This is a genomic window from Sphingobacterium sp. UBA5789 (assembly GCF_002418355.1).
Taxonomy (GTDB): Bacteria; Bacteroidota; Bacteroidia; order Sphingobacteriales; family Sphingobacteriaceae; genus Sphingobacterium.
The window spans coordinates 494,686-512,623 of the sequence record NZ_DIDX01000003.1 but is presented as its reverse complement, the minus strand read 5'-3'; the positions used below and the strand labels follow the sequence as shown (position 1 = coordinate 512,623).

General features: G+C 39.0%; 20 protein-coding genes and 1 tRNA gene. 11 read left to right on the top strand and 10 right to left on the bottom strand.

Features of this window, described 5'->3' with window-relative positions; all coding sequences use genetic code 11:
* The first annotated feature begins 238 nt into the window (after positions 1-238).
* On the top strand, positions 239-2,368 hold the full coding sequence (gene rnr, locus B4B65_RS08525) for a ribonuclease R (RefSeq protein ID WP_293915073.1): 2,130 nt from the start codon (positions 239-241) through the stop codon (positions 2,366-2,368).
* Between the two features lie 92 nt (positions 2,369-2,460).
* On the opposite strand, the gene B4B65_RS08520 is transcribed toward rnr, so the two are convergent.
* Both B4B65_RS08520 and B4B65_RS08515 read right to left on the bottom strand, forming a co-directional pair.
* Positions 2,461-4,650: an alpha-galactosidase gene (locus B4B65_RS08520; protein ID WP_293915071.1), complete on the bottom strand. Its 2,190-nt coding sequence runs from the start codon at positions 4,648-4,650 to the stop codon at positions 2,461-2,463.
* Between the two features lie 146 nt (positions 4,651-4,796).
* Entirely contained in the window at positions 4,797-5,204 is a 408-nt protein-coding gene (locus B4B65_RS08515; RefSeq protein ID WP_201680119.1) for a hypothetical protein, read from the bottom strand.
* Positions 5,205-5,500: 296 nt separating this feature from the next.
* Here B4B65_RS08515 and rpsL point away from each other — a divergent pair, with 296 nt between their 5' ends.
* The 4 genes from rpsL to rpsJ all read left to right on the top strand — a co-directional run bounded on the left by rpsL (position 5,501) and on the right by rpsJ (position 9,030).
* Positions 5,501-5,914, top strand: coding sequence for a 30S ribosomal protein S12 (gene rpsL / locus B4B65_RS08510; protein ID WP_002993550.1), 414 nt, complete (start codon positions 5,501-5,503; stop codon positions 5,912-5,914).
* A 19-nt stretch (positions 5,915-5,933) separates the two neighbouring features.
* A complete protein-coding gene (rpsG, locus tag B4B65_RS08505) occupies positions 5,934-6,401 on the top strand; it encodes a 30S ribosomal protein S7 (protein WP_002993544.1) in 468 nt (155 codons plus the stop codon).
* Between the two features lie 128 nt (positions 6,402-6,529).
* Complete coding sequence (gene fusA, locus B4B65_RS08500; protein WP_201680120.1) at positions 6,530-8,653, top strand: elongation factor G; 2,124 nt, start codon at positions 6,530-6,532, stop codon at positions 8,651-8,653.
* A gap of 71 nt (positions 8,654-8,724) precedes the next feature.
* Positions 8,725-9,030: a 30S ribosomal protein S10 gene (gene rpsJ / locus B4B65_RS08495; RefSeq protein WP_002993539.1), complete on the top strand. Its 306-nt coding sequence runs from the start codon at positions 8,725-8,727 to the stop codon at positions 9,028-9,030.
* An 85-nt stretch (positions 9,031-9,115) separates the two neighbouring features.
* On the opposite strand, the gene B4B65_RS08490 is transcribed toward rpsJ, so the two are convergent.
* The 5 genes from B4B65_RS08490 to B4B65_RS08470 all read right to left on the bottom strand — a co-directional run bounded on the left by B4B65_RS08490 (position 9,116) and on the right by B4B65_RS08470 (position 13,229).
* The gene (locus B4B65_RS08490) at positions 9,116-9,721 is read right to left on the bottom strand and encodes a porin family protein (RefSeq protein ID WP_201680121.1); all 606 of its coding nucleotides are present in this window, start codon (positions 9,719-9,721) and stop codon (positions 9,116-9,118) included.
* Positions 9,722-9,911: 190 nt separating this feature from the next.
* A complete protein-coding gene (locus B4B65_RS08485; RefSeq protein ID WP_293915062.1) occupies positions 9,912-10,547 on the bottom strand; it encodes an outer membrane beta-barrel protein in 636 nt (211 codons plus the stop codon).
* A 116-nt stretch (positions 10,548-10,663) separates the two neighbouring features.
* The gene (locus tag B4B65_RS08480) at positions 10,664-11,299 is read right to left on the bottom strand and encodes an outer membrane beta-barrel protein (RefSeq protein ID WP_293915060.1); all 636 of its coding nucleotides are present in this window, start codon (positions 11,297-11,299) and stop codon (positions 10,664-10,666) included.
* A 159-nt stretch (positions 11,300-11,458) separates the two neighbouring features.
* Positions 11,459-12,520 (bottom strand): AI-2E family transporter, encoded by a 1,062-nt coding sequence (locus tag B4B65_RS08475; RefSeq protein ID WP_293915058.1) that lies wholly within the window; start codon positions 12,518-12,520, stop codon positions 11,459-11,461.
* A 112-nt stretch (positions 12,521-12,632) separates the two neighbouring features.
* Positions 12,633-13,229 carry a porin family protein gene (locus B4B65_RS08470; RefSeq protein WP_293915056.1) on the bottom strand — a complete coding sequence of 199 codons (597 nt, stop codon included), beginning with the start codon at positions 13,227-13,229 and terminating at the stop codon, positions 12,633-12,635.
* 288 nt (positions 13,230-13,517) lie between these two features.
* On the opposite strand from B4B65_RS08470, the gene B4B65_RS08465 reads away from it, so the two are divergent.
* Both B4B65_RS08465 and B4B65_RS08460 read left to right on the top strand, forming a co-directional pair.
* A tRNA-Cys gene (locus tag B4B65_RS08465) sits at positions 13,518-13,588 on the top strand.
* Between the two features lie 31 nt (positions 13,589-13,619).
* Positions 13,620-13,799 (top strand): hypothetical protein, encoded by a 180-nt coding sequence (locus B4B65_RS08460; RefSeq protein ID WP_002993525.1) that lies wholly within the window; start codon positions 13,620-13,622, stop codon positions 13,797-13,799.
* Positions 13,800-13,833: 34 nt separating this feature from the next.
* Here the strand turns inward: B4B65_RS08460 and B4B65_RS08455 are convergent, their stop codons facing one another.
* The gene (locus tag B4B65_RS08455; protein ID WP_293915054.1) at positions 13,834-14,598 is read right to left on the bottom strand and encodes a copper homeostasis protein CutC; all 765 of its coding nucleotides are present in this window, start codon (positions 14,596-14,598) and stop codon (positions 13,834-13,836) included.
* A gap of 63 nt (positions 14,599-14,661) precedes the next feature.
* Here B4B65_RS08455 and B4B65_RS08450 point away from each other — a divergent pair, with 63 nt between their 5' ends.
* The 3 genes from B4B65_RS08450 (at position 14,662) to B4B65_RS08440 (ending at position 16,550) form a co-directional block, all read left to right on the top strand.
* A complete protein-coding gene (locus tag B4B65_RS08450) occupies positions 14,662-15,387 on the top strand; it encodes a hypothetical protein (protein ID WP_236582249.1) in 726 nt (241 codons plus the stop codon).
* A gap of 9 nt (positions 15,388-15,396) precedes the next feature.
* Positions 15,397-15,789 (top strand): VOC family protein, encoded by a 393-nt coding sequence (locus B4B65_RS08445; protein WP_201680128.1) that lies wholly within the window; start codon positions 15,397-15,399, stop codon positions 15,787-15,789.
* 359 nt (positions 15,790-16,148) lie between these two features.
* Complete coding sequence (locus B4B65_RS08440; RefSeq protein ID WP_293915051.1) at positions 16,149-16,550, top strand: hypothetical protein; 402 nt, start codon at positions 16,149-16,151, stop codon at positions 16,548-16,550.
* A gap of 110 nt (positions 16,551-16,660) precedes the next feature.
* On the opposite strand, the gene B4B65_RS08435 is transcribed toward B4B65_RS08440, so the two are convergent.
* A complete protein-coding gene (locus B4B65_RS08435; RefSeq protein WP_293915049.1) occupies positions 16,661-16,846 on the bottom strand; it encodes a quinol oxidase subunit 4 in 186 nt (61 codons plus the stop codon).
* Positions 16,847-16,898: 52 nt separating this feature from the next.
* A complete protein-coding gene (locus tag B4B65_RS08430; RefSeq protein ID WP_293915047.1) occupies positions 16,899-17,471 on the bottom strand; it encodes a DUF1572 family protein in 573 nt (190 codons plus the stop codon).
* 58 nt (positions 17,472-17,529) lie between these two features.
* Between B4B65_RS08430 and B4B65_RS08425 the strand changes: the two genes are divergently transcribed.
* A complete protein-coding gene (locus B4B65_RS08425) occupies positions 17,530-17,937 on the top strand; it encodes an NUDIX hydrolase (RefSeq protein ID WP_293915045.1) in 408 nt (135 codons plus the stop codon).
* The last annotated feature ends 1 nt before the right edge of the window (position 17,938 follow it).

Below are 17,938 nucleotides of genomic sequence, written 5' to 3'. Positions count from 1 at the left end.
ATAAATCTGTAAATCAGAATAAAATATACGCTAAAATAAATACATGATACATATCAGAATATTTCCATAAAAACTTAATCCTCCATACCCCATCTCCACAAAATTTTCCGTACATTCGAAGTACATAGAATTTCCTAATGTGAGTAAATTCTCACATGAAGAACAGCTCTCCATCTTACTCCCCTCCTCCCCCGTTCTGGAGGAAAAGATCCGGAGACTTAACTGTAAAATTTATTACATGAGAACAAGAAAAGAGAATCCTTATAAAGAAGTGTTAACACAGATGATAGTTGACATTTTTGAAAAATCCGGCAACAAACCTCTTAACTACAAACAGGTCGCAGCGAAACTTAATGTATCGGACTCGGACAGCAAAGCAGCGATAGCTGAAGTCCTCACCATAGACCCTAAGAACAGTCCGTTTATCGAAAGTGAAAGAGGCAAGTTCCAGCTTCGCCAGATCAAGGTATATATCACCGGAAAAGTAGATATGACTGCCGATGGATCGGCCTATGTAATACCCGAGGATGAACTGGAAAATGATATCTTTATCGCACCCCGAAAATTGCGCCAGGCCCTGCATGGAGACATCGTCAAAGTGCACACATATGAGAAACGCAAAGGCCGTAAAAAGGAAGGTGAAGTCGTAGAGATTTTGCAAAGAGCAAAGACTGATTTTACTGGTATAATCAACCTTTCCAAAAGCTTTGCATTCTTCATTGCCGATGACCGAAAAATGCTTCACGACATTTTCATTCCGCTGGACAATCTCAACGGCGCGAAGGACGGCGAAAAGGTAGTGGTATCGATCACCGAATGGCCCAAGGGAAGTAAGAATCCGGTAGGTCGGGTAAAAGATGTATTAGGAAAAAAAGGAGAGAATAACACGGAGATGAATGCCATATTGGCAGACTACGGATTTCCACTTTCCTTCCCTCCGGAAGTCGAAAAAGAAGCCAATAGTTTCTCCGCTGTCATTGACAATACAGAGATCCAAAAGCGTCGTGATTTCCGAACGATTCCGACCTTTACAATCGACCCGGCAGATGCCAAAGATTTTGATGACGCAATCTCTTTTCAGCAATTACCGAATGGCAATTACGAGATTGGTGTACACATCGCAGATGTATCTCATTTTGTAAAACCGGACACCGCCCTTGACAAAGAAGCATTCGAGCGCGCAACATCCGTATACCTGGTAGACCGGGTAATACCAATGCTTCCTGAGCGACTTTCCAATGACCTCTGTTCACTCCGTCCAAACGAAGACAGGCTTTGCTTCTCCGCCGTCTTTGAACTCGATGACAAGGCGAATATACATGACCAGTGGTTTGGAAGAACAGTCATCCATTCAGACCGCAGGTTCTCCTATGAAGAAGCACAGGAAGTCATCGAAAACAAAACAGGTGATTTTGCAACTGAAATACTCAAACTAAACGAACTCGCTTATATCCTTCGTGAGAAAAAATTTAAAAACGGTGCCATCAGCTTTGAAAGCGAAGAAGTCAAATTCACACTGGATGAAAACGGAAAGCCTACAGGAGTATATACAAAAGTCAGAAAAGATGCACATAAGCTGATCGAAGACTTTATGCTACTAGCAAACCGCAAAGTAGCTGAATACATCGGTAAGCAGGGAAAAGGCAAAAACAAGCTTACATTTGTATACCGCTTCCACGACCTTCCGAATCCGGAAACCTTAACAACCTTTTCTCAGTTTGCATCGCGTTTCGGACATAAGCTGACTATACGATCAGATAAAGAAACAGCCAAATCACTGAATGCTCTAATGACCAAAATAGAAGGCAGCAAAGAACAAAACTTGCTGACTTCTCTGGCAGTGCGCTCTATGGCCAAAGCCGTATACACTACAAAAAACACAAGCCACTACGGTCTTGCTTTTGATTATTATACCCATTTTACTTCCCCTATCCGCCGTTACCCCGATGTAATGGTCCACAGACTGCTGCAGTTTTATCTGGATGGAGGTCAAAAAGTAAATGCAGAACATTATGAGAAGATGAGTGAGCATTCTTCACAAATGGAAAAGAAAGCAGCTGAAGCGGAACGTGCATCGATTAAATACAAACAGGCAGAATTCCTGCAGGATCAGATCGGCACAGAATATACAGGTATTGTATCAGGTGTGACTGAATGGGGAATGTATGTAGAGATTGAATCTAATAAATGTGAAGGTATGGTACGTCTCCGTGATATTACAGATGATTTTTATGTGCTTGACGAGAAGAATTACGCCATAATCGGTCAGCGCAAGAAAAAGAAATACCAACTGGGGGATGAGGTACAGATCAAAGTAAAAAAGGTAGATCTGGACAAAAGACAGATTGACTTCACCCTGCTTGGCTAAAATTCTGAATACGCATATCAGAAAAAGGCTTACTTCGAAAGCCTATAATATTCACTCTGATCTGCCGGCTGGCAGATCAGAGTTTGCATAACTTAACGCATCAGCAACCAGGTATAGCTCTCAGCAGGAATAGTCACAGTACAGATAACCATACCTTGCCCGTCTACTTGCAGTTGTTGAGTTTTACCCTCCAGTTCACTCAAACTAACAGTGTTATTCAATCCGGTATAATAAACCGGCAAGCGTAATGTACGGGTTATCGCACTTTTAGTCGGATTGTATAATACCGCCAGTCCTTTTTCTTTCCCTTGCGGATCCACATGCAGAATACCATCCCAATCCCTTCCGTCAGGTCTTCTCAGATGCACCACATCCGCATTAAGGATATAACGATACTTTTTATACCAATCCACGACCTCTGTGACCATCTGTTTCGTTCTTTCCGTATCATAAAGCCTCGGACCGCGATAACAAGCCTGCACCCCGGCCGCATAGTACTGCACCATCAGTTGCTTATAGTCTTCAAGATGCTCATCCAAAGGCTCGATAACAGCATCTGCACCACCACCGTGATAGGCTGTCAGCGGAACAAAGCCCCAACTCATAGAAGGCGTTCGCTCCCAGGTACCATCATAGATATTCTGACGGTTCAATATTTTCTGCTGTGTGCGCGATAATGCAAAATTCACTTCTCTGTATCCCAATCCGATTTTATTCGTACCATCCAGAAAATACCAGTCCGGCGCATTTATATAGACATCCATTGCATTCAGCTCATGGAAGATCTTTTTTTGAATATTCATTTGCGCCCATTGCGAATCTTCAAGCCCCTTATGTCCGGGATGATTATGTGAAGCACATACATCTCCGGGATACGGACCATCCATTTCCAGAATATCAAATCCTGTTTGTTTAAAAAAATCAACAATCGCTTCAGCGTATTTCAATCCCCATTCACTGGCCATACATGGTGCATTTCCAAAAAACGCTCCTCCTGGCTTTCCTGTCTTCGGGTCTATAACATCTGTTTCTGCAGATATCTTGCGGGAACTGAACAGCGTATACCCTCCAATTCTTACTCCTTTACTTTTGGCATATGTCGCCAGTTTTTTCCATTTAACATGATTAGCCTCAGAATTATCTTCCATATGAAGATGACTTCCAAAACTCAATATCACGGCTTCATAACCTACTGCTGCAGCCTGATCAACCGCTGCCCGCACATCATCATCATTTTTACTTACTAAATGCATAAAGATCGGATTTGCAGTCACCCATGGAGACAACAGGCGGTACATTCGCCGAACAGCAAGCCCTCTGCGCTCCCGGTCATAGCTATCATGTAACAGTTCATATGTCTTGACCGACTCAAACTCATTACCATCCGCTACAGCTATATCAGAAACTTTGGCAGGATAGATCTTAACTCTAGCCGGGGTCTTCAGATCATAATTGACCTGAGAAGTGTAGGTTGAATCTGCCTCCCAATGTGTTGTCTGGTCCGAAAGACGGTATTGCATAGCATTATTGTATGCATAATTGGTTTCAAAATATATCCCGCTTTGCTTTAGCATCTGATTGGTCTCCCCTACCACTGCAGATTCTTCCTCAACCAGACTCAGCACTTCGTGAACAACTCTGTTCACTGTCAAAGATTTTCCAGATTGATTTATTATGCTAACCCACTTACGGATCACAGGAAGTTTATCATAGATCTCATAATGTACCTGAACTGTGATTCCTTTTAAATTTGGATGCTGATAACGAAATATAACAGCCTTTCCCTTTGGATTGCTACTGTTGCTACTCCAAAAGACATAATTTGCTTTTATAGGAGTGCTCAGGGGAACAATCTCATGTGACACATAATAAAACCCGTTTTGCTTCTTTTTAAATGACGGAAGCCATTCGGCCAGTAAATACGCTTTCTCTTTCTGGCCATCCAACCCTCCCACAGCATAATCTACACCATTAATATTAACCCATGCTTCCGGCTCCACCGCCCGGATCAGTTGCTGACCGGTACGCAGATTACTGTAATCATAGCACACCAGATCCGGAGCCAGCCGAAATGAGCGACGAACAAGACCATTATCCAGTATCACATCAGCCCGATCCTTTGTTTCGTATATCTCCGCGTTATATTCTTCCGCATTGATCAGCCAGTCTTTACCGGCAGCCCTGGAATAATGAGCATCTGTATACAATGGGTTACTCTGTGCCATTACCCCTATATGAGACAACAACAGCAAACCTAAACAAATAAAGGCAGTCTTTTTCATGGATAAGTTTTCTTAATTGATAGCCCTAACATACGGAATTTAACAGAGAGCCCTATGCAACTTTTTGATTACCTTACAAGTAGGTAAAACAAAAAAAGGAGGATATTTTCATATCCTCCCTTAATTTATTGAATTTCTTTATTGAATTATTGCTTAGTTCCGTTAAATGAATATTCCAATTGTCCTTCAGAAGTTCTTTCTGCTAAAAACATCAATCCTTTATTTTCGAAAGTATAAATAAGAGATCCCTGAGGTTCTGTAGCAACAGCCTGAATAGAGATATTCATATTATTTATTACTTCAAGTTCTCTTACAGGCAGATTCAGGGAAGTATTCTGTGCTGTTACTTTAACCTTTTTATCATTCACTTTTGTAATGACTAATGTTTGATCAAATACTTCTGCGCCACCGATAATTTTGATCGTACCTTTGTAGTTTCCTAATACAGCATCTATACTGCCTCCGCTTGGCGTAGGATCATCTTTATCAGAACAACCCACAAATGCAACCATTACTAAGGCCACTACCATTAAATACATCGCTTTCATTTTCATAATATCAATTGTTTTTTTGTAAATAAATTTTAGTTTTTCATGCTCAGCCTTACAAATCTATGGCCAAAAGAAGATCAAAACCGCATTGCAAACCCATAAAAATGAAAATTACCCGTAAACAGGTACATGATTTTCAGGTACTGAAAAACAACATCTTCAGGTATGTACTAAAAACAACACATCAAAAAAAACAATTAAATTTTATTGGCTAACTATTTAATATTCAAAACAGAATCACTATCTTTGCGGACTTTAAAAAATTATTTTTAATAAATTTTATAATCAAAAACAGGTAAATGCCTACTATTCAACAATTAGTTAGAAAAGGTAGAGTAGCTCTGGTAGACAAGAGTAAGTCTCCAGCGTTGGACAGCTGTCCACAGCGAAGAGGTGTGTGTACACGTGTATACACTACTACCCCTAAAAAACCAAACTCAGCAATGCGTAAAGTAGCTCGTGTACGTTTAACAAACGGTAAAGAGGTCAACGCTTACATCCCCGGAGAAGGTCACAACTTACAAGAGCACTCGATCGTATTGATCCGTGGTGGTCGTGTAAAAGATTTACCAGGTGTACGTTACCACATTATCCGTGGTGCATTAGATACTTCAGGTGTAGCAGGTCGTAACCAACGTCGTTCTAAATACGGAACTAAACGCCCTAAACCAGGACAAGCAGCTGCAGCTCCTGCAAAAGGTAAAAAGAAATAATTAAACGGAGGAAAGAGAAATGAGAAAATCAAAACCAAAAAAGAGAATCATTCTACCTGATCCAAAGTTTAATGACGTTCAGGTAACACGTTTTGTAAACAACATGATGTATGACGGTAAAAAATCTATCGCCTATGACATCTTTTACAAAGCAGTAGAATTAGTAGAACAAAAAACTAGCGAAAGTGGTTTAGAGACTTGGAAAAAAGCTTTAAACAACGTTATGCCAGCCGTAGAGGTTAAATCTCGTCGTGTAGGTGGTGCTAACTTCCAGGTTCCTATGGAAGTACGTCCGGAGCGTAAAATTGCTTTAGGTATGAAATGGTTAATTTCGTACTCACGCAGACGTGGTGAAAAGACGATGTTCGAAAAATTAGCAGGAGAAATCATTTCAGCTTCTAAAGGTGAAGGTGCTGCTGTTAAGAAAAAAGAGGATACGCACAAAATGGCAGAAGCCAACAAAGCGTTCTCACACTTCAGATTTTAATTTTGAAGAATTCAAAAAAATATGGATACACCGATTCCACAGTATAGCTTACGCTGTATTAGAGTCGGTGTACTTATTTAAAAGCAAAACAAAAAGTTCATAGCGAACTAAGCGCATACAAAACTTATATGGCAAGAGACTTAAAATTCACTAGAAATATCGGTATCGCTGCTCACATCGATGCTGGTAAAACTACAACTACAGAGCGTATTCTTTACTACTCTGGAGTTAACCACAAAATTGGAGAGGTACACGAAGGTGCATCTACGATGGACTGGATGGAGCAAGAGGCTGAGCGTGGTATCACGATCACTTCTGCTGCTACAACAGTATTCTGGAACTACCGCGACCAAAAATATCAGGTAAACGTTATCGATACGCCAGGACACGTGGATTTCACGGTTGAAGTAAACCGTTCTTTACGTGTATTGGATGGATTAGTATTCTTATTTTCTGCAGTTGATGGTGTTGAGCCTCAGTCTGAGACAAACTGGAGATTAGCAGATAACTACAAAGTGCCTCGTATCGGATTCGTTAACAAAATGGACCGTTCCGGAGCTGACTTCCTGAAAGTTGTAAAACAAGTTAAGCAAATGTTAGGTTCTGACGCTGTAGCGTTACAATTGCCTATCGGAGCAGAAGATACGTTCACAGGTGTAGTTGACTTAATCAACAACCGTGGTATCGTATGGAATGAGCATGATAAAGGTATGACCTTTACAGAAGTGCCTATCCCTGATGATATGGTTGAAGAAGTAGCAGAATACCGTGAAAAATTACTGGAAGCAGTAGCAGGATATGACGAGTCATTAATGGAGAAATTCTTTGATGATCCTAATTCACTGACTGAGCGTGAAATCTTAGATGCTTTACGTAAAGCTGTATTAGATAACGCTATCGTTCCTATGGTATGTGGTTCATCTTTCAAAAACAAAGGTGTTCAGACTATGCTGGATCTGGTAATGGAATTATTGCCTTCTCCTCTTGATGTAGAGGCTGTAAAAGGTACTAATCCGGATACTGGTGAAGAAATTGAGCGTAAACCATCTGTAAACGAGCCATTCGCAGCTTTAGGTTTTAAAATTGCGACTGACCCGTTTGTAGGTCGTCTATGTTTTATCCGTGCATACTCAGGTAAGTTAGATGCAGGTTCTTATGTATTGAACACTCGTTCAGGAAACAAAGAGCGTATCTCCCGTATCTTCCAGATGCACGCAAACAAACAAAACCCTATTCCATTTATCGAGGCTGGTGATATCGGTGCGGTAGTTGGTTTCAAAGACATCAAAACTGGTGATACGCTTTGTGATGAAAAAGCACCTATCGTATTAGAGTCTATGACTTTCCCTGAGCCGGTTATCGGTTTGGCGATTGAGCCTAAAACTCAGGCTGACGTTGACAAATTAGGTATTGGTCTTGGTAAACTGGCAGAAGAGGATCCTACATTCGTAGTAAAATCTGATGAAGAAACTGGTCAGACAGTTATCTCCGGTATGGGTGAGCTTCACTTAGAGATCCTTATCGATCGTCTGAAACGTGAATTCAAAGTAGAGGTAAACCAAGGTGCACCTCAGGTAGCATACAAAGAGTCTATCAACGGTACTACTGAGCACCGTGAAGTATACAAAAAACAATCCGGTGGTCGTGGTAAGTTTGCGGATATCAAAGTTGTTATCTCTCCTATTGATGAGGATTATGACACTACAAAATCTGCCCTTCAATTCGTAAACGAGATTGTCGGTGGTTCTATCCCTAAAGAATACATTCCTTCTGTTCAAAAAGGTTTCGAAAGCTCATTGAACAATGGTGTATTAGCAGGTTATCCATTATCCGGAATGAAAGTTCGTTTGATCGACGGTTCATTCCACGCAGTCGATTCAGATTCATTATCATTTGAATTGGCAGCACGTATGGCTTACCGTGAAGCATTGCCTAAATGTTCTCCTGTATTGATGGAGCCTATCATGAAAGTGGAGGTCCTTACACCAGAAGAAAACATGGGTGATGTAATGGGTGACTTGAACCGTCGTCGTGGTCAAATGCAAGGTTTGGACTCACGTAACGGAGCACAGGTTATCAAAGCATTAGTTCCACTTTCTGAGATGTTTGGTTATGTAACACAGTTACGTACTATCACTTCAGGTCGTGCAACGTCTACAATGGAATTCGATCACTATTCTGAAGCACCACGTAACGTTGCTGAAGAGGTTATCGCTAAATCAAAAGGTAGAGTTAAAGGATCAGTAGAATAATCCTTACTAAAAATAAACCGACCTCCTATTGCTAATCGCTCTAATAGGAGGTCATTTTAAACAAATATAAAATGAGCCAAAGAATCAGAATCAAATTGAAATCTTACGATTACAATTTAGTTGACAAATCAGCTGAGAAAATCGTAAAAACTGTAAAACCTACAGGTGCAGTTGTTAGTGGACCTATTCCATTGCCTACTGAGAAAAAAATCTATACGGTATTACGTTCACCACACGTTAACAAAAAAGCACGTGAGCAATTCCAATTGTGTGCTTACAAAAGATTGTTAGATATCTATTCATCTAACTCTAAAACTGTTGACGCTCTGATGAAACTTGAATTACCTTCAGGTGTTGAAGTAGAAATCAAAGTGTGATAGATTTCAGTCACTGAAAAAACAAGAAAGGCTTCTAATTTTTGATTAGAAGCCTTTTTTATTGATGTCTGTATAACAAAAAGTACTAAAACTGATAGCCTATTCCTACAGAGATTACACGATTTTTCAGCGATGCATCATCTGAATCCTTTGCAAGATTTGTTAAACCAAAACTATATCCTCCATTTAGCATAAATCCGTTAGCCAGTTTATAGCCTGCAAGAAAATTAGCTCCTGCATCAAACCTGTTGAAGCCATCATCATCAAAACCAATATTTACGGAGAGTTTATCTACTTTCCCTTTGCTTCTAAGCCCTATGCCTGCATAGGGACCAGCTCCAAGGAATACTTTACCCGGACCTGCTGGAATATAATACACAAAATTTAAAGGCACTTCCAGATACATCACATTAATGCTACCGGTCTGCCTTGTTCCGTAAGACTGAGTTGTCTTACCTCCTTTACCCTGCAAAGATAATCCGGGTTGAAAACTGAAAACAGGTGATATGGGAGCATCTACATATCCCATTACATAAAAATTAGTCGAAGCATCAGAAGTAGCTGATATATCGCCAGCAGAAACACGTAATTTAGAAAAGTTAAGCCCAGCCTTAATGCCATAACTGGTCTGTGCCTGTAGGCCTGCTGAAAGTAGAATTGCAGCAGCAACCGTTAATAATGATTTTTTCATTGAATGGTTTATGGTAAATAAACCTCAAATATATATTTTAAACAGCAATTAGTGATCTACTATTAAAAAAAAACAGTAGATAATAACTTTACTCAATAAGAGAATCAAAATTTACATATACTTCAATACTCCATAAAAAATCAGTAAAGAAGATATCTTCGTGCATTATGATAAGATGTGCTATATTGATTTAAAATTTATACGTCAACCCAAATTGAGCTGTATTGAAAAAATTATCAAATACATTTATATTGGTATTAAACTCTGTATATGCCTTTGCTCCTTCTGTATCTTGCTTGACTGTAGCAAAAGAAGCGACATTTGAAAACACAAAACCAGCGGCAATATGCTGTGTCAAAAAGTAGTTGGCACCAATTCCGGCATCAACAGTAAAACGATTCGCCTTAGGCTCTTTAGTCGTATTAGAATTGAATATTCTTTCTGTACTGATACTGCCATAGCTACCTGTTAATTCTGCGTATGTCTTGAAACGTGTGCCGATTTCCAGAAAGTAATACCGTCCAAATACAGCGGCACTGAAAACATTTATTTTTGCTTCAGCTTTACCTAGTGATAATTGTGTAACCTCTTTTTTGTTACTGAAACCTAACCCTGCACCTACTGCGATTTTATCGGTTACAAAGTATCCGAATTTTGGATTAAACAGAAGGTTAGACTTTTTACTGTCTGCAGTTTTATCATTCTTATTGGAAGATTGAAAAAATCCTTCCACAATAAAATCGGCCTTTTTGTATCCGAATTCCTGTGCCTGAGCCATAAAAGAAAAACCTGCGATTGTAATAACCGTAAGTAATAGTTTTTTCATATAGAATATAATTAATTAATCGCAAAATATAACATTTTTCTTCTATAACAAAAAAAGCGTAGATGAAAATTTCATCTACGCTTATATTAAGCATTCGTACGAGACGAATAGTTAAATTAGAATTTGTAAGTCAAACCAAATTTAGCTGTGTTGAAGAAGTTATCAAACACGTTGATATTTGTATTGAAGTTAGTAGTAGATTTAGCACCATCAACATCAACTTTAGATGAGTTGAATGATACTACGTCAGCAAAAGCAAAACTAACAGCGATACTGTTTGTCAGGAAGTAGTTAGCACCTACACCAGCATTAATTCCAAAACCTTTAGTTTTGTCAAATTTAGTAGTAGTTGTACCGTTGTTCAATTCGCCACCGATCTGGTTGTAACCAGCACCTAATTCAGCGTAAGTTTTGAAACGTGAACCTACTTCCAGGAAGTAGTAACGACCAAAAGCACCAATACCGAAAGCATTGTTCTTAGTGTAGCTCTCTACATCGTTTGTAGTTTTTGTAGTTTTAGTGTTACCAACACCTAACTCAAGACCTACAGCGATTTTATCTGTTACGAAGTAACCGAATTTTGGGTTGAAATTGAAGTTAGAAACTTTCTCTTCTTTTGATTTGTCGTTTTTGTTAGAAGACTGGAAGTAACCTTCAACGATAAAATCAGTTTTTTTGAAACCGAATTCCTGTGCTTGAGAAGCGAATGTTAAGCCTGCAACTGCAGCGATTGTAAGTAAAATTTTCTTCATATCTGTATGAATTTTTGTTTTATGATGGCGCAAAGGTAGTGCTTCAAAACACAAAAACAAAACATTTTACTGTCATTAATTAATCCTGAAAATAAGTATTATATACTACAGAAAAACTAACTGCAATTCGGTTAATCTTATAAACTACTCATACTCAGCTTATTTCTCAATCTTTTCTTCGCCTAATAAAAATCCCCATGGCTTTAATTCATCCACTCTGTCCATAACAATTTTTACAATTGCAAGAAGCGGAATCGCCAGAAACATACCTGAAATACCCCAGATCAGCTCTCCACAGACAATTGCCATCATCGCAAAAAGTGAATTTATTTTCACTTTAGATCCCACGACTTTCGGTACAATGACATTGCTATCTATCATATGGATAATGCTCATAGCTACAAACACAAACAGCACATGCGAGAAGGTAGATGTGGCGAAGGTAATCAAGGCTACAATAAACATCGAAGAGAAAATACCTATATACGGTAACACATTAAATACGCCGGTAATAATAGCCAGTAATAAACTGTATTTGACACCAATAATAGCCAAAGCAATATACACCAGGGTCGTGACAATCAACATCTGCAGCAATAACCCTATCAGGTATCTTTTGACCACATACTGGACTTCAGCAACGATCTCCAATACGATAGGATGATCTTCTTTAGCATTTAGATACAGAAGGAACCGAACAATATGCCCTCTGTAAATAAGAATAAAGAAGGTGTACAAAAATGTGAAAACCAGAAATATAGCTATAGATGAAAGTGACATCAGTGCAGTACCTAAGATCAATGTTCCGGAATCCACCGATTTAGATGCCGTCTTATTCAGAAGATTCATTTGTTCATTATACTGAATTCCGAACTGATGATTTACCCAATCCTGCACTACCTCTACTCCGTCAAGAATCTGATGTTTGAATGCTGGCCAGTCTTCCTGCAGCATAGACAACTGAGAGGCCAGCAGATACAGCCCTGTTGCCAATCCGCCGAAAAACAAGACGATACATACAATACCTGCAAGCGTGCGCGGAAAACGAAGCTTCCTTTCCAACAGTGTACTCATTGGTGTCAGCAGCATGGCAAACAGAATGCCCAATATAAGCGGTACAATAATAGTATCTCCTATTTTGGCCAGATATCCGAGAATAACAATACTAATAAGGATACAGGCCAATTTTATATAAAAAGGTAAGGATATAAATTTTCGCATACGATCAGATTTTTTGGATAACAAACCTAAGTTAATAATGTTTTTGGGATAATGGCACAAAAAAGAGGTTGTCTGTCAGACAACCTCTATATACTATTCGATAACTAACAGCTTAGAATTGGAAACCAACTCCAAATGATAGTACATTATTTTTTACTGAACCATTACTTGCTCCTGAGATATCAGTTAATCCGAAACCATAACCAGCATTGATTAAGAAACCATTTGATAATTTGTAGCCTAACATTGTGTTGATACCAAAATCAAATCTTTTAATTCCGTCATCTCCCCACTCTACATCGGTCTTAACGTCACCAGTCTTAGTTTTACCAGAAATACCGTAACCTACATAAGGACCTGCACCTAAAAATACATTACCTGCTCCAGCGGGAATATAGTACACTGCATTAACCGGAACTTCCAGATACATCAAATCTGTTTTGGATTCAATATTATCTGTGATTTTAGATTTTCCACCTTTACCTTGTAGTGATAATCCCGGTTGAATAGAGAAACTAGGTGCTACAGGAAGATCCGCGTATCCAGTAAGATAGAAATTAGTAGAAGTGCTTGTAGAAACTGAAGCATTACCACTTGAAACTGTCATTTTCGGCAAGTTTAGTCCTGCTTTAATACCATAACTTACCTGAGCCTGAGCTCCTGCAGCTAAAAGAAATGCTGCTCCTAATGAAAGTAAAATCTTTTTCATAACAATTTTCTTTAATTTTTTAATGTCCCTTTATAGACAGTAGTCATACAGCAAGTTTGAGACCAAAAAGAAAACCAAACAAAACAATTGACATAATTACCTGAAAACAAGTACATTCAAATAATGTTAAATTTTCTAACCTTAACCTCCGGCTCTTTATAAGCCCATTTTAAATCTACTATATTCTGCTCTGTCACATATTTTAAAAATTTGTTTGTCCAATCCCTTTTTTATATCAAATAATAATTTTAATTTTGCATTCCCTTCAGGGGGATAAGTAATTAATATGGTCGGATGGCCGAGTGGCTAGGCAGAGGTCTGCAAAACCTCCCACAGCGGTTCGAATCCGCTTCCGACCTCGTTTTATTGACAGAAAAAAGATTTAACAAAATGGGAGTTACACGTTTAAAAAGAAAAGATAGAAGAAACAAAACTGTATCACGTGTTGAAGTACAGTTCTTGAAATTAGGTCGTAATATCGAATTAGGTTCTAAATCACAGATGCCTAAAGATAGTCAGATCACTAAAAACAACGCTATCTTAGATCAGTTAGCTTCAAAAGCGAAATAACTAAAGATTTTTTTATTTTTTCCTTTAAAGTTGCTTATCGCAACTTTAAAGGTTTTTTTAAGATGTCTGCCATTAGGTGGACTTTTTTCGTAGAAGACAATACCGTCCCCTCGTCCATTCCTGTTACTTTATCATTCTTATAGAGCATACCACTTGCCTTATCTTCTTTGGCAGAGCTATGTGCGGACACAGCCTTTGTATAAGACAGCAATCCCGCTATATTTTCTTCATTGACTCCGCCACCCGGCATAATCTCTATTCGTCCTTCAGCCTTATCAATCAATTCACGCAACAATTCCTTACCATCCCATGCTGTATTAGCTTGTCCAGAGGTCAGAATGCGGTCACAGCCGAGCGAAATAATATCTTCCAGACTGCTATAGGGATCTCTGCACTTGTCAAATGCGCGATGAAACACCACTTTTAAGGGTCGTGCAGCATCTATTATCTGTTGCATGCGTGGCATGTCTACATTTCCCTCCTTGTCCAGAATACCCACAACGACTCCATCACATTTAACCTCTTTGCAATACTTCACATCCGCTAATATTTCATTAAATTCATCATCTGAATACAGAAAATCCCCGCCTCGGGGACGGATTAGTACATGAATGCCTATGGCAAGTCTTTCACGTGTGATTCGGATCTGTCCGTAAGACGGCGTGGTTCCGCCATTTTCAAGATTCTGGCATAATTCAACCCGGCTTGCACCACCTTCTTCCGCTGCAACAGCAGAGGTAATTGAATTGGCACAGATCTCTAATCTATACCCGTTCAGATCTTTTTCTTTTCCAATCATACTTTTTTTTGCGTGAAAATACCAAAATTGATTAGCTTTAAAAAGATTGAAAAATTTATTACTATGAAATTCAAACTATTTTTATCCCTCTTTATGTGCGCAGCCATGAGTATCTCATTTGCGCAGCATAAAAAATTTAAATTCATAGATGAGCTCTGTGAATACGAAGGAACGTATGACAGCAAAAAGTATACAGAGCAACAACTCAAAGATACGTACAACCTTTATTATGGAGAGAGCTGGTTACTTTCTGCTGCTGATTACAGACATCGAAGCAAACCAACGGAGCAGGTATTAACCGAACTAAAAAATGAATATCAAACTAAAAAAGCCAAACTAAAAGGTTTTCAGCTTGTCAAAAATCCTGTATTCACATCCTTCCGGGATTCTCTGATTCTGTCTCTGGATCAGGAATATCTAGCCAAATCAGCTTTGGTAAAAGCGTTGAAAGACCCCAAAGCTTTGTTGGAATATAAGGCGCCAGACACCTGTGCCATCAACTATACCAAACCTCTGGTAGAAGGAGGTGAAGCCTTGCTGAAAGCTTATGAAGTATTAACAAAGTATCAGATGAAAAATAACGGCAACCCTCAGCGCCTGTATGATAAATATCTCAGTAACATTCAAAGCAGCCAAAAGTATGAAGCCGCGTTTAATGAAGTTATTATTTATGGCTGGTGGAATTGTGTCAATCATTTTATTCCCCGCCCTACATATGACGCCAGATTTAGCGAAAACTATCACAAATTGTTCATCAAAGTCGATACACTAGACTGTGACGAACCTTAATCTGAATATATGCATCTGTCACTGCTGAGAATACATCACGTTGCTGTAATATGCAGCGATTATCCGGTATCCAAAAAATTTTATACGGAAATACTGGGTCTGCATATTATTCAGGAAACATACCGGAAAGAACGGGATTCCTACAAATTGGATCTGGCTATTGGTACGGATTACATCCTGGAACTTTTCTCCTTTCCTACTCCTCCATCTCGTCTATCCCATCCGGAGGCCTGCGGATTGCGGCATCTGTCTTTTTTGGTACAGAATATTAAGGAAGAGGTTGCCAAACTAGATAAGGCTGGTATACCTCATGAACAGATCAGGACTGACGAGCTGACAAACAAAGAGTTTGTATTTTTTGCCGATCCGGACGGTTTGCCCATTGAATTGTACCAACTATAGAATTACTGGAATCTATCCTGTAGTGGGGATGGGCTAACAAAGGAACTGCAATACTAAGAGCTAAAATAAAAAAGGTCTTCAATCGGGGAGATTGAAGACCTTAACTAACCAATTATTAACCTAAATTATGAGCTGTAAAGGTAAGGATGATCCTGACTTTTGCCAAAATTCTACCGACCTTTAACGTACTTTTAACATTCCACCTTCCTCAGACAAATCGTACCTATCTATGATCCCCACATTAAAGCAGCAAGATTAAAAAACCAAAAAAAAACAAACAAAAAATAATACAATGTGTTAGCTATTAATAACATAACTATAAACTACATATTGAATAACACTTAAATACTTCAAGGGTCATGTCTATTATATCAAAAGAAACAGAGATTCAGGAACGTTTGAGTAGTGTCTATGACGCTTTAAAATCAACGAAAGAACAATTGCGTAATGAATTAAGTGTCTTACGGGAACGATATGAAGATGCCTGTCTTCATCATATAGAATCCGGTTTTCAAAAGGAACAAGTATGGATACAGGAATCCGACAATCACCATCGCAAATATCTGGAATATGATATCCACAATTTTTTACTGGACATTATCTCCGACTACCGCGATCTGGACGGATATTTTCCTGAATATTCTTTAATGGTCAACAATATTGAAGAACTTATGTTTGCGTACGTGAATGAAGAGAAATATGAGGTAGCGGCTATCCTTAAACAATGGCTCACCCGCTTCCAAACTATCGACTCTATCTGATATTCATCTACTTACGTAACCGATTCTTCTTACAAACTCCGACATTCAGTATACAGTATTGATGTTCAGATATAGCGCTGAACAGCTTCTAATCCTATTATATATTGACGTTACCGGAGGTTCTTTTTTTGTTGGCCGGGAGCAAATTCTTTTGCTGATTTTTTACCGTAGACTTTTTTTGCCTGCCCAGGAGGCATTCCTCCATTTCCGCGACCCTGACTATGATGCGTAGCACAAGAACCTAGTGTTCCTAATACAAAAACCAGTGCTGACACGTACAAAATAGTTTTTTTCATCTCTTTGTCTTAAAAATTATTTGGCTTCAGAAGTCCAACAATCAGGCCACATTTACGGCATTTTGGATCCCGGCTTTAGCACTTCATCCGTAAAATGTTCGCGATGGGGTTCCTGAGCAAACTTTTCCTGATTATAGGTTTGAGATTTTCCTTTAGGTATGGACAGACTCTTCCAGTTGGATCCGACCTGCATCTTTCCCAGTACCACAATCTGTCCAACGTGATAAGGATAGTGCGCCAGTTGGCGGTTAATAGCTTCCATTACGGTATGCCCCTGATTTCGGATATAGATGATACGGTCCAGATCAGACTCCTTCAATCCGAGAAGTGCTCTGAACAGACAATCCCAGCCTGATTCCCAGTAAATAAGCAATTCATCTCTGTTGTCATAGTGCAGTTCAAATTCCTCATCTCTGTTTCGCCAGGATTTCTCCCCGTCTTCTGTCAGAAAGTTTGTCCATCTGGATAACATGTTTCCGGCCAAATGTTGTATAATAAGCGCAATACTGTTACCATCTTCATGAGATAACCAGAAAAGTTGCTGATCATTCAATTGCAAAAAAGTAGAATCTGCAAGATTTTTATAATATTCAAATTGCTTTAAAACACTTTCCAAATAAGCCATTTTTTTATTTTTAAGTATCCTTAAAGATACCTACTTTTAAAAACAAATTAGATACGGAATGAGAAAATTAGATACTGCCGGATTGGTTATTGTAAAAGAGGACAGTGTATTACTGGCTTTCAGTAAGAACAAGAAAGCCTGGTATCTGCCGGGCGGAAAAGTTGATCCGGGAGAAACTGCACAACAGGCTTTGATAAGAGAAATAGAAGAAGAATTGAATGTTAGTCTGGATCCCGATCATATTCAATACTACAAACACATTCAGGCTCCGGCTTATGGAGAAGATCAGCTGATGATGGAGCAGGAATGTTTTATATATCATGCAGATATACATCCTAAAGCCAGTCAGGAAATCGAAGAGGTATCTTACTTTGATTACGCTACATACCGGAAAGAAGCTATACAGGTTCCGGGTGTTATTAAGCTATTTGAAATACTGAAGGCAGACCAGATCATCCATTATTAAG

Excerpts from the sequence above, each read along its gene's own strand:
- rnr (WP_293915073.1), top strand. The coding sequence starts at position 239 with ATGAGAACAAGAAAAGAGAATCCTTATAAAGAAGTGTTAACACAGATG.
- B4B65_RS08520 (WP_293915071.1), bottom strand. The coding sequence starts at position 4,650 with ATGAAAAAGACTGCCTTTATTTGTTTAGGTTTGCTGTTGTTGTCTCAT.
- B4B65_RS08515 (WP_201680119.1), bottom strand. The coding sequence starts at position 5,204 with ATGAAAATGAAAGCGATGTATTTAATGGTAGTGGCCTTAGTAATGGTT.
- rpsL (WP_002993550.1), top strand. The coding sequence starts at position 5,501 with ATGCCTACTATTCAACAATTAGTTAGAAAAGGTAGAGTAGCTCTGGTA.
- rpsG (WP_002993544.1), top strand. The coding sequence starts at position 5,934 with ATGAGAAAATCAAAACCAAAAAAGAGAATCATTCTACCTGATCCAAAG.
- fusA (WP_201680120.1), top strand. The coding sequence starts at position 6,530 with ATGGCAAGAGACTTAAAATTCACTAGAAATATCGGTATCGCTGCTCAC.
- rpsJ (WP_002993539.1), top strand. The coding sequence starts at position 8,725 with ATGAGCCAAAGAATCAGAATCAAATTGAAATCTTACGATTACAATTTA.
- B4B65_RS08490 (WP_201680121.1), bottom strand. The coding sequence starts at position 9,721 with ATGAAAAAATCATTATTAACGGTTGCTGCTGCAATTCTACTTTCAGCA.
- B4B65_RS08485 (WP_293915062.1), bottom strand. The coding sequence starts at position 10,547 with ATGAAAAAACTATTACTTACGGTTATTACAATCGCAGGTTTTTCTTTT.
- B4B65_RS08480 (WP_293915060.1), bottom strand. The coding sequence starts at position 11,299 with ATGAAGAAAATTTTACTTACAATCGCTGCAGTTGCAGGCTTAACATTC.
- B4B65_RS08475 (WP_293915058.1), bottom strand. The coding sequence starts at position 12,520 with ATGCGAAAATTTATATCCTTACCTTTTTATATAAAATTGGCCTGTATC.
- B4B65_RS08470 (WP_293915056.1), bottom strand. The coding sequence starts at position 13,229 with ATGAAAAAGATTTTACTTTCATTAGGAGCAGCATTTCTTTTAGCTGCA.
- B4B65_RS08460 (WP_002993525.1), top strand. The coding sequence starts at position 13,620 with ATGGGAGTTACACGTTTAAAAAGAAAAGATAGAAGAAACAAAACTGTA.
- B4B65_RS08455 (WP_293915054.1), bottom strand. The coding sequence starts at position 14,598 with ATGATTGGAAAAGAAAAAGATCTGAACGGGTATAGATTAGAGATCTGT.
- B4B65_RS08450 (WP_236582249.1), top strand. The coding sequence starts at position 14,662 with ATGAAATTCAAACTATTTTTATCCCTCTTTATGTGCGCAGCCATGAGT.
- B4B65_RS08445 (WP_201680128.1), top strand. The coding sequence starts at position 15,397 with ATGCATCTGTCACTGCTGAGAATACATCACGTTGCTGTAATATGCAGC.
- B4B65_RS08440 (WP_293915051.1), top strand. The coding sequence starts at position 16,149 with ATGTCTATTATATCAAAAGAAACAGAGATTCAGGAACGTTTGAGTAGT.
- B4B65_RS08435 (WP_293915049.1), bottom strand. The coding sequence starts at position 16,846 with ATGAAAAAAACTATTTTGTACGTGTCAGCACTGGTTTTTGTATTAGGA.
- B4B65_RS08430 (WP_293915047.1), bottom strand. The coding sequence starts at position 17,471 with ATGGCTTATTTGGAAAGTGTTTTAAAGCAATTTGAATATTATAAAAAT.
- B4B65_RS08425 (WP_293915045.1), top strand. The coding sequence starts at position 17,530 with ATGAGAAAATTAGATACTGCCGGATTGGTTATTGTAAAAGAGGACAGT.